This window comes from Kribbella endophytica (genome assembly GCF_054781295.1).
The window spans coordinates 304,895-316,441 of record NZ_BAAGUR010000003.1; the positions used below are offsets into that span (position 1 = coordinate 304,895).

The 11,547-nt window shown below is 68.6% G+C and carries 12 protein-coding genes; 8 read left to right on the plus strand and 4 right to left on the minus strand.

The window, feature by feature from the left end; translation table 11 throughout:
- Window positions 1-39: 39 nt before the first annotated feature.
- Both ACYVIO_RS27725 and ACYVIO_RS27730 read right to left on the minus strand, forming a co-directional pair.
- Complete coding sequence (locus ACYVIO_RS27725) at window positions 40-657, minus strand: MarC family protein (protein WP_425831333.1); 618 nt, start codon at window positions 655-657, stop codon at window positions 40-42.
- On the minus strand, window positions 654-1,535 hold the full coding sequence (locus tag ACYVIO_RS27730) for a PHP domain-containing protein (protein WP_460653843.1): 882 nt from the start codon (window positions 1,533-1,535) through the stop codon (window positions 654-656). The genes ACYVIO_RS27725 and ACYVIO_RS27730 overlap by 4 nt, the downstream gene beginning before the upstream one ends.
- A 100-nt stretch (window positions 1,536-1,635) precedes the next feature.
- On the opposite strand from ACYVIO_RS27730, the gene ACYVIO_RS27735 reads away from it, so the two are divergent.
- Both ACYVIO_RS27735 and ACYVIO_RS27740 read left to right on the plus strand, forming a co-directional pair.
- Complete coding sequence (locus ACYVIO_RS27735; protein ID WP_460653844.1) at window positions 1,636-2,040, plus strand: NUDIX hydrolase; 405 nt, start codon at window positions 1,636-1,638, stop codon at window positions 2,038-2,040.
- A gap of 43 nt (window positions 2,041-2,083) precedes the next feature.
- The gene (locus ACYVIO_RS27740) at window positions 2,084-2,842 is read left to right on the plus strand and encodes a GNAT family N-acetyltransferase (protein WP_460653845.1); all 759 of its coding nucleotides are present in this window, start codon (window positions 2,084-2,086) and stop codon (window positions 2,840-2,842) included.
- On the opposite strand, the gene ACYVIO_RS27745 is transcribed toward ACYVIO_RS27740, so the two are convergent.
- Window positions 2,827-3,414, minus strand: coding sequence for a histidine phosphatase family protein (locus tag ACYVIO_RS27745; protein ID WP_460653846.1), 588 nt, complete (start codon window positions 3,412-3,414; stop codon window positions 2,827-2,829). The genes ACYVIO_RS27740 and ACYVIO_RS27745 overlap by 16 nt on opposite strands.
- 127 nt (window positions 3,415-3,541) lie before the next feature.
- Here ACYVIO_RS27745 and ACYVIO_RS27750 point away from each other — a divergent pair, with 127 nt between their 5' ends.
- Genes ACYVIO_RS27750 through ACYVIO_RS27775 form a run of 6 tightly spaced genes read left to right on the plus strand, consistent with a single transcriptional unit; the run spans window position 3,542 to window position 11,012 of the window.
- On the plus strand, window positions 3,542-4,582 hold the full coding sequence (locus ACYVIO_RS27750; protein ID WP_460653847.1) for a LacI family DNA-binding transcriptional regulator: 1,041 nt from the start codon (window positions 3,542-3,544) through the stop codon (window positions 4,580-4,582).
- Between the two features lie 10 nt (window positions 4,583-4,592).
- Window positions 4,593-5,885 (plus strand): sugar ABC transporter substrate-binding protein, encoded by a 1,293-nt coding sequence (locus tag ACYVIO_RS27755; RefSeq protein ID WP_460653848.1) that lies wholly within the window; start codon window positions 4,593-4,595, stop codon window positions 5,883-5,885.
- A 2-nt stretch (window positions 5,886-5,887) separates the two neighbouring features.
- Window positions 5,888-6,766: a carbohydrate ABC transporter permease gene (locus ACYVIO_RS27760; RefSeq protein WP_460653849.1), complete on the plus strand. Its 879-nt coding sequence runs from the start codon at window positions 5,888-5,890 to the stop codon at window positions 6,764-6,766.
- Window positions 6,766-7,578 (plus strand): carbohydrate ABC transporter permease, encoded by an 813-nt coding sequence (locus ACYVIO_RS27765; protein WP_184797195.1) that lies wholly within the window; start codon window positions 6,766-6,768, stop codon window positions 7,576-7,578. Before ACYVIO_RS27760 ends, ACYVIO_RS27765 begins: the two co-directional genes overlap by 1 nt.
- 14 nt (window positions 7,579-7,592) lie before the next feature.
- Complete coding sequence (locus ACYVIO_RS27770; RefSeq protein WP_460653850.1) at window positions 7,593-9,176, plus strand: glucoamylase family protein; 1,584 nt, start codon at window positions 7,593-7,595, stop codon at window positions 9,174-9,176.
- A 27-nt stretch (window positions 9,177-9,203) separates the two neighbouring features.
- A complete protein-coding gene (locus tag ACYVIO_RS27775) occupies window positions 9,204-11,012 on the plus strand; it encodes a GH39 family glycosyl hydrolase (protein ID WP_460653851.1) in 1,809 nt (602 codons plus the stop codon).
- Here ACYVIO_RS27775 and ACYVIO_RS27780 read toward each other — a convergent pair.
- Window positions 11,009-11,512, minus strand: coding sequence for a MaoC family dehydratase (locus ACYVIO_RS27780; protein ID WP_460653852.1), 504 nt, complete (start codon window positions 11,510-11,512; stop codon window positions 11,009-11,011). The two genes, ACYVIO_RS27775 and ACYVIO_RS27780, sit on opposite strands and share 4 nt — an antisense overlap.
- Window positions 11,513-11,547: the final 35 nt, after the last annotated feature.

The following is an 11,547-nucleotide window of genomic DNA, read 5'->3' on the forward strand; positions in this document are numbered from 1 at the left end:
CCCGCTGGCACCACACGCACACGGCGCTGGTACGGGCGCTCAGCCGGCCTTGATGAAGTCCGAGACCGCGTCGGCAACCAGTTGGACGGCGATGGCGCTCAGGAGGAGACCCGCGATCCGGGTGACCAGGAGGACGCCGTTCTCGCCGAGGATGCGCATGATCAGGCCGGAGAAGCGGAGGGTGAGCCACATGACCAGGTGGATCAGGACGATGCCGACCGAGATCGCGACCACCTCGGGCAGGGAGCCGTCGGCGCGCTGGACGAAGACCATGGTCGCGACGATCGCGCCGGGGCCGGCCAGCAGCGGGGTACCGAGCGGGACGAACGCGATGTTGACGTTCTTGGTCTGGACTGGGTCCTCGGCCGTGTCGGTCAGCAGCTGCAGCGCGATCAGCAGGAGCAGCAGACCGCCCGCGGCCTGGAGGGCCGGCAGCGTGATTCCGAGGTTGTGCAGGATCTGCTGACCGAAGGCGGCGAACACCACGATCACGCCGAAGGCAACCAGTACCGCCTGCCAGGCGGCCTTCTTGCGGACCGCGCGGGACTGCCCGGCGGTCAGCGAGATGAACACAGGCACCGTGCCGGGCGGGTCCATGATCACGAAGAGCGTGACGAAGACCTCGCTGAGCAGGCCGAAGTTGATGACGGAGCTCACGGCAGGTACGCCTCGGGCACCTGGGCGCCGCTGGCCGCCGCGTTCGCCTTGGCGACCTCGAGCAGGCGCTGGAACTGCTCCGGGTCGGTCGTGTTCACCCCGAGCTCGTGGTTCACCTTGCCGAGCCCGTGGTGGTCGCTCGATCCGGTCCAGATGATGCCGAGGTCCTCGGCGATCCCGCGCAGCGTCTCCCGCGACTCCGGCCGGTGGTCCTGGTGGTCGACCTCGATCCCGGCCAGCCCGTGCTCGGAGACCAGCTGGGCGATCGTCTCGGCGGTGACGACCTTGTAGCTCGACCGTCCCCACGGGTGCGCGATCACCGGTACGCCGCCGGCGGCGCGGACCATGTCGATCGCCCGGCCCGGGTCGATCGCGTAGTGCGACACGTGCCCCGGCCGGCCGTCGGCCAGGAACCGGTCGAACGCCTCGCCGCGGTTCGCGACCGTGCCGTTGGCAACCAGCGCGTCGGCGACGTGCGGGCGGCCGACCGACGGCGTACCGGTCGCTTGGGCGAGCACCTCGTCGACGGTGAGCTGGACGCCCATCCCGTTCAGCCGGGCGACGATCGAGGGGATCCGCTCGGTCCGGCCGTCGCGGACGATGCGCAACTCCTCGGCGAGCGGCTGGTACGACGGGTCGGGCAGGTACGCGAGCAGATGGACCGCGATCCCGTGCAGCTTGCAGGAGATCTCGATCCCGGGCACGAAACCGATCCCGAGCTCCTCCGCGGCGCGCCGGCCCTCGGCCCACCCGTCGGCCGTGTCGTGATCGGTCAGCGCGATCACGTCCAGGCCGTCCCGCTTCGCGTGCGCGATCAGGACGTCGACCGGGTCGGTGCCGTCCGAGCGGTTGGAGTGGGTGTGGAGGTCGATGCGCACGAGCGATCAGGATCCTTTCTCTCGACAAGACAGACCCGTTCTGGACAAGTCTCGGCACTGATGCTATCCGGACCGCACCCCTCTCCTTACTGTTATCCACATGGAGCGTGACCGGATCGACTGTGTCGGGGCCCTCGTGTACGACGAGCAGCACCGCCTGCTGCTCGTCCAGCGGGCCAACGAGCCCGGCCGCGGGCTGTGGTCGTTGCCGGGCGGCCGGGTCGAGCCGGGCGAGGACGATCCGACCGCCGTGGCCCGCGAGGTCGCCGAGGAAACCGGTCTCCAGGTGGTCGTCGGCGACCTGGTCGGCGAGGTCGAGCGGGACGCGCCCGACCGGCGTCTCTACGTGATCCGCGACTACCAGGCCGAGCCGGTCGGCGGCACGCTGAAGGCGGGCGACGACGCCGACGACGCCCGTTTCGTCAGCCGTGACGAGTTCGAGAACCTGCCGACCGCGACCCTGCTGGCCTCCACGCTCGCCCAGTGGAACGCCCTCCCGGGCTGAAAACCCCGCGACCGTCGAGCCGCGCTGTGCTGATACTGGGCAGATGCTGATCCAGGCGATCGAGGACAACGCCGCCGAGCTGCTGCTGAGGATGGGGACAGCGGGTGGCGGCGTACGGCGTGACGACGCGCAGGTGCGCTGGACGATCGGCGGGTCGCCGCTCGACTACCACAACGCGGTGGTCGCGGCGGAGCTCACCGCTGAGGACGTCGACGCAGTGATCGCCGAGTCGCTCGACCTGATGAAGGCCCACAAGGTGCCCGGCACCTGGCACGTCGGACCGTCGATGCGGCCGGACGACCTGGGTGAGCGATTACTGAAGGCCGGGTTCACGTACGACGGTCGCGAGCCGGCAATGGCCGTCGAGATCGCCCGGATGCCGAAGAAAACGCCGAAGCCCGGGCTGGAGATCACCCGGATCAGCACGGACGAGGAGCTGGCGGTCTGGGCCGACACGCTCGGCCAGGGATTCGGCGAAGGACCGGTCGAGGCCGAGTGGGTCGCCGAGATCTACCGCCGGGAAGGATACGACGATCCCTGGCGGCACTACCTGGCCAGGCTCGACGGCAAACCGGTGGCAACGGCAACGATCTTCCTGACCGAGGACGTCGCCGGGGTGTACTTCGTGATGACGGTTCCCGAAGCCCGCAGGCAGGGCATCGGCGCAGCGATCACCCGGTACGCCGTACAGGACGGCAGCGAGCGGTACGCGGTGCTGGAGGCGTCGTCAGCAGGGCAGAGCGTCTACGCAAGTCTGGGATTCGAGGAAGTCGGCGGGATCGAGCTCTACGAGTTCCACTGATGGATCGCCGCTGAGCCGCGTTCCCAGCCGAGGATCGAGACCGTCGCGGTGTTGAGCACGAAGTGGCGACCCTCCGTGACGTCCAGCTCGAGCCAGCGGGCGGTGAGGGCGCGCAGCGCGTGCGAGTGCCCGAACACCAGGACGTCGCCGTCGACGGCCGCGATCCGGGCGTTCACGCGGTCGAGGCGCTCGGAGACCTGAGCGGGCGTTTCACCGTTGGGTACGGGGTTGGCCCAGACCGTCCAGCCAGGCACGGTCTCGCGGATCTGCGCGGTGGTGATGCCTTCGTAGTCGCCGTAGTCCCACTCGACCAGGTCGTCGTCGACCTCGGCGTCGGCGAAACCGGCCAGCTCCGCCGTACGCCGGGCGCGTTGCCGCGGACTCGTCAGCACCAGGTCGAAGTCGTGCCCCTGCAGGCGGTCGCGCAACTCCCCCGCGATCCGCTCACCCTCCGCGGTCAGCGGCAGGTCCGTCGTAGACGTGTGCTTGCCCGACTTGCTCCACTCGGTCTCGCCGTGGCGGACCAGCCAGAGCCGGTCCTTCCGCTCCCCTGACGCTGCGTGTGTGGTCACCGGGACATCGTCTCAGACAACACATCGAGCAGCCCCGAACCCTTGACCAACCACCCCGGGACAAGGCAGGGTCGAAAACTGTAAGCGCTTCCATTCTGATCCGAAGCCTCCTGAAGGAGCCCCTGCGATGCCCTCCGGACCGACCGGCAAGCCGGCGACGATCTACGACGTCGCCGCGCTGGCGCAGCTGTCGATCGCGACGGTCTCGCGGGTGCTGCAGGGCACCGGTCCGGTGTCGGCCAGGGCCCGGGAGCGGGTCGACCAGGCGGCGCACGAGCTCAACTACGTTCCGCTGCGAGCCGCCCGAAGCCTCGCGGTGCAACGTCACGAGGCGCACGGGCTCGTGCTGCCCGACCTGGCCGGCCCGTTCTACGGAGACCTGCTGATGGGGTACGAACGCTGGGCGGGCGAGCACGGGCAGAGCGTCGTCCTGACCGTCACGCACGGGAATCCGAACCCGGCCAAGACCGTGCGCGACCTGGCGAGCCGCGTGGACGGGATCGTTGTCCACGGCAACGCACTCGGGCCGGCCGTGATCCAGGACCTGCGTCGCGCGAACGTGCCGGTGGTCGTGGTCGCTCACCCGCCCGTGACCGGGTGCGACTCGGTCCGGACCGAGAGCGTGCCGAGCGCGGAGCGGTTGACGACGCGGTTGCTCGACCACGGCCGGCAGGAGCTGCTGTTCGTCGGCGATCCGGCCAGCTCGTACGACGTGTCGCAGCGTTACGCGGGGTTCGCGAAGGCACTGGGTGCACGAGGTCTGAAGGTCCCGGAGCCGGAGCGTGTACCGCTGACGGAAACAGCGGGTGCCGCGTTCGCCCGGGAGTTGCTGAAGGCAAGCACCCGGCCCGACGGTCTCGTCTGCGCGAACGACGAGCTCGCGCTGGCCGCCGTACAGACGCTGCGCGACGGCGGTGTCGCCGTACCCGAAGACATCGTCGTGACCGGGTGGGACGACGTGATGGCGGCGCGGTACGTGTCGCCGGGGCTGACGACCGTGCGGCAGCCGATGGCCGAGCTCGGCCGGCTAGCCGCCCAACGACTGCACGAACGCGTGACCGGGGAACGCACCCGCGCGCGGAACGACGTACTACCGACAGAACTCGTACTGCGGCAGAGCTGCGGTACGGCACCGGGGGACGGAACGGCAACAGCAGTAAACGACTGAGGAGACGAGCATGATCACCCAGAGCACCCGTGGCCGGCTGGTGACCGGCGGCGCCGTACTCACCGCCGTGGCGCTGGCCCTGTCCGGCTGCGGCCGGTCCGAGGACTCCCCCGAGTCGGCCCCGCAGGCGACCACCAGCATCGGCAGCGACCCGGCCACCGGGAACCTGACCGTCTGGGCGATGGGCACCGAGGGCGAGAACCTGCCCAAGCTGACCAAGGACTTCGAGGCCGCCAACCCCGGCACCAAGGTGACGGTCACGCCGATCCCCTGGGACGCCGCGCACAACAAGTTCACCACCGCGATCACGGCGCAGTCGCTGCCGGACGCCGCGATGGTCGGGACCACCTGGATGGGTGAGTTCGCCGACCTCGGCGCGCTCGACCCGACGCCGGCCGGGATCGACACCAGCACCTTCTTCCCGGGCGCGCTGGACACCACCAAGGTCAAGGACGTCAGCTACGGCGTGCCCTGGTACGTCGAGACGCGGGTCGTCTACTACCGCAAGGACCTGGCGGCCAAGGCCGGCATCACGACGCCGCCGACCGACTGGGACGGGCTGAAGGCGATGGCCAAGGCGATGCAGGAGAAGGCCGGTGCGAAGTACGGCATCAACCTGCAGCCGGGCGGTCAGGGCTCCTGGCAGTCCGTGATGCCGTTCGCCTGGTCGGCCGGGGCGAACATCACCTCCGACGACGACTCGCAGTTCACCCTCGACACCCCGGAGATGCAGGAGGGGCTGAAGTACTACCAGTCCTTCTTCGCCGAGAAGATCGCCGGGACCGACCTGCCGCCGAACCAGACCGAGGCGCAGTTCGTCAGCGGTCAGGCACCGATGTTCATCTCCGGTCCCTGGATGGCGGGCTCGATCGCCAAGCTCGGCGGCGACAAGATCAAGCCGAACATCGGCGTCTTCGAGCTGCCGAAGAACAAGACCTCCACGTCGTTCGTCGGCGGCAGCAACTTCGTCGTGTTCAAGGGCAGCAAGAACAAGGACAGCGCCTGGAAGCTGGTCAAGTGGCTGTCCGACGGCAAGACCCAGGCCGACTGGTTCAAGCTCTCGACGGACCTGCCCGCCGTACAGGCTGCGTGGAAGGACCCGAGCATCGCGAACGACCCGCTGCTGCCGGTGTTCGGCAAGCAGCTGGAGACCGCCAAGGCGCCGCCGGCGATCGTGAACTGGGAACAGGTCGCGACCGCGTTCGACACCGAGGTGGAGAAGATGGCCAAGGCCAACCAGTCCCCGGCCGACACCGCGAAGGCAATCCAGGCGAAGGCTTCGTCGATCGGCACCGGTAGCTGATCGTGCGGACGCTGAGGCGCGAGACCGCCGCCGCGTGGATCCTCGTCCTGCCGTTCGTGGTGCTGTTCCTGGCCTTCACGGCCGGGCCGGTGCTGGGCTCGTTCGGGATGAGCTTCACCGACATCAAGCAGCGTGACCTGCGGACGCCGTTCGCGGTCGAGGGTGTCGGTCTCGACAACTACGTGAAGGCCCTGTCCGACGAGACGTTCCGCAAGGCCGCGTTCAACACGGCGTACTTCGTGGTGGTCGGCGTCCCGCTGACGCTGGCAGTCGCATTGGCCGCGGCGGTGCTGCTGGACCGTGGCATCAAGCGGTTCCAGGCGCTGTTCAAGGTCGGCTACTACCTGCCGGTGGTGACCTCGATCGTCGCGATCGCGGTGATCTGGCGATTCGTGCTGGCGCCGGACGCCGGTCTGCTGAACACGGTGCTCGGCTGGTTCGGGATCGACGGGCCGAACTGGCTGGCGTCGAAGACCTGGGCGATGCCGTCGCTGATCGCGATGGCGGTCTGGCGCAACTTCGGCTCGGCGATGATCATCTTCCTGGCCGGGCTGCAGGGCATCCCGGCCACCGTGGAGGAGGCCGGCCAGATCGACGGTGCGGGCCCGTGGCAACGGTTCCGGTACCTGATCGTGCCGTTGCTGCGGCCGACCATCCTGTTCACCAGCGTCACCACCGGGATCGGCTACCTGCAGTTCTTCGAGGAGCCGCTGGTGATGACCCAGGGCGGTCCGCTGAACTCGACGCTGTCGGTGTCGATGTACACCTACCAGCAGTTCGGCTTCGGCAACTACGGGCTGGCCACGTCGATGGCCTACATCCTGTTCGTGGTGATCGCCGTGATCACGTTCATCCAGTTCCGGCTGCTGAGGGAGAAGTGATGCGCCGCACCTGGTGGATCTACCTGATCGCCGTGCTCGGGCTGGTCGCGGTCGCGGCGCCGTTCGTCTGGATGCTGCTGGGCAGCTTCAAGACCCAGGGCGAGCTGCTCCAGGTCCCGCCGACCTGGTTGCCGCAGGCACCGACCTCGCAGAACTACGACGACCTGTTCAACAAGGCGAACTTCCCGCGCTACTTCTTCAACTCCACGGTGGTGGCGCTGGCGGTCACGGCCGGCAACCTGGCGTTCTGCTCGATGATCGGGTACGCGCTGGCGAAGCTGCGGTTCAAGGGCCGCAACGCGCTGTTCGTGCTGGTGCTGGCGACGCTGATGGTGCCCGGGATGGTCACCTTCGTGCCGCTGTTCGTGTTCGTCACCAACGCCGGGCTGGCCAACAGCTACCCGGGGCTGATCCTGCCGTTCCTGGTCTCGCCGTTCGGCGTGTTCCTGATGCGGCAGTTCTTCTCCGGGCTGCCCGACGACCTGATGGACGCCGGGCGGGTGGACGGCACCAGCGAGCTGGGCATCTTCGCGCGGATCATGCTGCCGCTGACCCGGCCCGCGCTGGCCACGCTCGGCATCCTGACCTTCCTCGGCTCCTGGAACAACTTCCTCTGGCCGCTGGTGATCGCCCAGACCGAGGACAAGTACACCCTTCCCGTCGCCCTGGCGCTGTACTCGACCGGGCAGAACGCGCAGAACTACGGCCTGCTGATGGCCGGCGCGGTCGTGGTCGTCGTACCGGTGCTGGTGATGTTCCTGGTCTTCCAGCGGCACGTCACCAAGGGCATCGCCATCACCGGACTCAAATAACCTAGGAGACGTAGATGACCGCCAACATCAGTCGCCGCACACTACTCGCAGCCACGGGCGCAACAGCCCTTGTGGGCACAGCACTTCCCGCGTACGGAGGAACAGCTTCACCAGCTGATCAGCTGAAGGGTGGCTGGAAGCCCAACCGCCAAGATCGTGCCCTGGTCGGCCGCTGGGCGCGTGACACCTGGCGCAGCATCGTCGCGATGACCGACGAGAGGACCGGCCTGCCCGCCGACAACATCGGCGCCTCGGTCACCGACCCGGTCCGCAGCAAGTACACCTCGCCGACCAACATCGGCGGCTACCTGTGGAGCACGGTCGTCGCCGCCGAGCTCGGGATCATCTCGCCGCACGAGTCCCTGCGCCGGCTCACCCAGACCCTCACCACGATGTCGAAGGTCGATCACCACGAGCCCAGCGGCATGTTCTTCAACTGGTACGACGAAGCAACCGGCGAGGTCCTGCACGTCGACCCCGACGGCACCCGCGAGATCACGCCGTTCGTCTCCAGCGTCGACAACGGCTGGTTCGCGGCCGCGCTGATGGTGGTCCGCAACGCCGAGCCGCGCGTACGCCGGCTGGCCGACGGCCTGCTCGGCAAGATGAACTTCGCCTACTACTACAACCCGGACGCACGCCCGGGTGTCGGTGCCGGCCTGATGCGCGGTGGTTTCTTCGAGACCCCGCCGCCGGACGAGGAGACCGACAAGGGCAACCACGCCGGGACCGGCCCGGACGTGTACTACCGCAAGTTCCACTACGACACCTGCAACACCGAGGCCCGGATCGCGCCGTACATCGGGATCGCGCTCGGTCAGGTGCCCGCCGAGCAGTACTTCGCGACGTACCGGACCTTCCCGGACTCGTGCGACTGGTCGTGGGTCGAGCAGCGGCCGGTCGGCGTGCACCGGACGTACCTCGGCATCGACGTGTTCGAGGGCAGCTACTCCTACCGCGGGATGCGGCTGGTGCCGTCGTGGGGCGGCGACATGTTCGAGTCGCTGATGCCCGACCTGTTCGTGCCCGAGGGCCGCTGGGCGGCTCGCAGCTGGGCGATCAACCACCCGCTCACCGTCCGCGCGCACATCGAGCACGGGCTGAACGACGCGAAGTACGGCTACTGGGGCTTCTCGCCGGCCTCCAACCCCAAGGGCGGCTACAGCGTGTACGGCGTGGACGCGATCGGGATGGACCCGAACGGCTACCCGTCGGATCTGGAGGCGACCAACTTCGACGCCGGGTTCGAGGGCTGTCGCGAGGGCGTGAACCCGACTCCGGCGTACGGCGACGGCGTGGTCACCCCGCACGCGGCGTTCCTGGCCATGCAGTACGCGCCGCGGCAGGCGATCGACAACCTGGCGAAGATCGAGTCCCGGCTGAAGGCGTACGCCGGCGGCGGGTTCTACGACTCGGTCGCGGTGAAGTCCGGGCTGATCGCCAAGCGCTACCTGTCGCTGGACCAGGCGATGGTGATGGGTGCCATCGGCAACGTGTTCGGCAACGACGTGATCCGGCGCAACTTCAGCCGCGGCGCGGTCGAGCGGCGGGTCAAGCCGCTGATCGCGATGGAGCAGTTCACCGCCGGTCTCGACTGACGACAACCACCACGGGAGATTTGACGTATGAGTGACGCCAAGGCCGACTGGGACGCGCGGATCGCGGTCCGCAGCGACGAGGTCCGGGAGTTCGAGTTCCCGGACCTGGACCCGCCCAAGGAGGTGAGCGCGGTCGGTGGCGTCGGCCAGGTGACGGTCGACTGGTCGCTGGTGCCCGGCGCGGTCGGGTACCTGATCCTGCGGGGTCTGGAGGACGGACCGCTGGAGCCTGTCGACCACCACAGCGGCGACGTGCTGTCGGTGCCGCTGCCGCCGTACGTGGACACGACCTGCACGCCCGGTACGCCGTACAGGTACGCCGTGGCGAGTGTGCCGGAGGTGACGGTCGCCGGACGAGCCAGTGAGGTCGTCGGGGCCGTGCCGCTGGTGGCTGACGGGCCGGCGCCTGTGCTGCAGGTAGCGGTGGATGCTCACGCGGAGGGGGTCGAGCTGCCGAAGCCGTGGGTGCCGATGGTGGGCAGCGAGCGGCTCAGCCAGCTGCTCTGCACCGACCTGAGTGGTGGCCGGGAGATCGGGCCGGAGCTCGAGCAGGCGCTGCGCCGGATGCACGACGACATCGGTGTGCGCACGGTGCGGGCACATGCGATCTTCCACGACGACACTCGCGTCTACACCGAGGTCGACGGGGAGCCGGTCTACGACTTCACCGTGGTGGACGCGATCTACGACAAGCTGCTGGGTCTCGGGCTGCGGCCGGTGGTCGAGCTCGGGTTCATGCCGCGCGACCTGGCGTCGGACCCGTCCAAGACCGTCTTCGAGTACGGCGCGATCATCTCGCCGCCGCACTCGTACGAGCGCTGGGGCGCGCTGGTGACCGCGCTGGTCCAGCACCTGGTCGGGCGGTACGGGCCGGACGAGGTGCTCGGCTGGGACTTCGAGGTGTGGAACGAGGCCAACCTGGAGGTCTTCTGGTCCGGCACCAAGGCCGAGTGGATGCGCCTGTACGACGTGACCGCCGCGGCAGTGAAGGCCGTGGACCAGCGGCTGGCCGTCGGTGGGCCCTCGTCGGCCGCTGCGGGCTGGGTGGACGACCTGCTGGCGCACGCCGCGTCCGTGGGGTCCCCGGTGGACTTCGTGACGACCCACACCTACGGGAGCCCGCCACTCGACGTACGGGCTTCGCTGGAGCGGCACGGGTTCGGTGAGGCGCGGATCCTGTGGACGGAGTGGGGCGTCACGCCGACCCACTTCAACCCGATCAACGACTCGGTGTTCTCCGGAGTGTTCCTGCTGCGCGGCATGAAGTCCGCGGCCGGGCGGGTGGACGCACTGGCCTACTGGGTCGCGTCGGACCACTTCGAGGAGCTGGGCCGGCCACCGCGGCTGCTGCACGGTGGCTTCGGGCTGCAGACGGTCGGCGGGCTGCCGAAGCCGCGCTTCCACGCGATGTCGCTGCTGAGCCGGCTGGGCCCGGTGGAGCTGCCGGTGGCCATTGAGGGGGACGGTGCAGGCAGCCTGGTCGAGGCCTGGGCTTCGCGAGACCGCGACCGGGTCGCCGTACTGCTGTGGAACCTCACGCTGGACCAGACGAAGGCAGCAGGCGACGCAGACCTCAGCCGCACCGTGGAGCTGTCGGTACCTGGTGTGGACGACAGTTGGACAGCCACGGCGACCTACCTGACTCCCGAGGGGTCAGGAGACCTGGTCGCGGCCGCTAGCGCTCTGGGCGTGGGTGACTGGCCCACTGACGAGCAGTGGACGCAGCTGGCCGCTCACTCGGTACTGAAGAGCGAGCGGGTGTCGCGGGACGGCGACAAGGTGCGGTTGCCCCTGTCGATGCCGTCCGCCGTACTGGTGGAGTTCCGGCCGGTCTAGCTGAGAGGCGTGGGGCGGCCCGGTTGTTCGCCGCCCCGCGCTTCCAGGTAGGAGTTCTTCGGGACCATCACCTTGCGCTTGAACAGGCAGACGACGGTGCCGTCCTGCTTGTAGCCCTTGGTCTCGACGTACACGACGCCGCGGTCGTCCTTGGACTTCGACTCCCACTTGTCCAGGACGACGGTCTCGCCGTAGATCGTGTCGCCGTGGAAGGTCGGGGCGACGTGCCGCAGCGACTCGATCTCCAGGTTCGCGATCGCCTTGCCGCTCACGTCGGGCACCGACATGCCGAGCAGGATCGAGTAGATGTAGTTGCCGACCACAACGTTCTGCCCGAACTGCGTGGTCTCCTGGGCGTAGTTGGTGTCCAGGTGCAGCGGATGATGGTTCATCGTCAGCAGGCAGAACAGGTGGTCGTCGTACTCGGTGACCGTCTTGCCGGGCCAGTGCTTGTAGACCGCACCGACCTCGAACTCCTCGTAACTGCGCCCGAACTGCATCCGTGCTCCTTCCGGTTCCGGCTCATGTTGCCCGG

Coding starts and splice junctions, on each gene's coding strand:
- ACYVIO_RS27740 (WP_460653845.1), top strand. CDS start 2,084: ATGCTGATCCAGGCGATCGAGGACAACGCCGCCGAGCTGCTGCTGAGG.
- ACYVIO_RS27770 (WP_460653850.1), top strand. CDS start 7,593: ATGACCGCCAACATCAGTCGCCGCACACTACTCGCAGCCACGGGCGCA.
- ACYVIO_RS27750 (WP_460653847.1), top strand. CDS start 3,542: ATGCCCTCCGGACCGACCGGCAAGCCGGCGACGATCTACGACGTCGCC.
- ACYVIO_RS27765 (WP_184797195.1), top strand. CDS start 6,766: ATGCGCCGCACCTGGTGGATCTACCTGATCGCCGTGCTCGGGCTGGTC.
- ACYVIO_RS27780 (WP_460653852.1), bottom strand. CDS start 11,512: ATGCAGTTCGGGCGCAGTTACGAGGAGTTCGAGGTCGGTGCGGTCTAC.
- ACYVIO_RS27775 (WP_460653851.1), top strand. CDS start 9,204: ATGAGTGACGCCAAGGCCGACTGGGACGCGCGGATCGCGGTCCGCAGC.
- ACYVIO_RS27755 (WP_460653848.1), top strand. CDS start 4,593: ATGATCACCCAGAGCACCCGTGGCCGGCTGGTGACCGGCGGCGCCGTA.
- ACYVIO_RS27735 (WP_460653844.1), top strand. CDS start 1,636: ATGGAGCGTGACCGGATCGACTGTGTCGGGGCCCTCGTGTACGACGAG.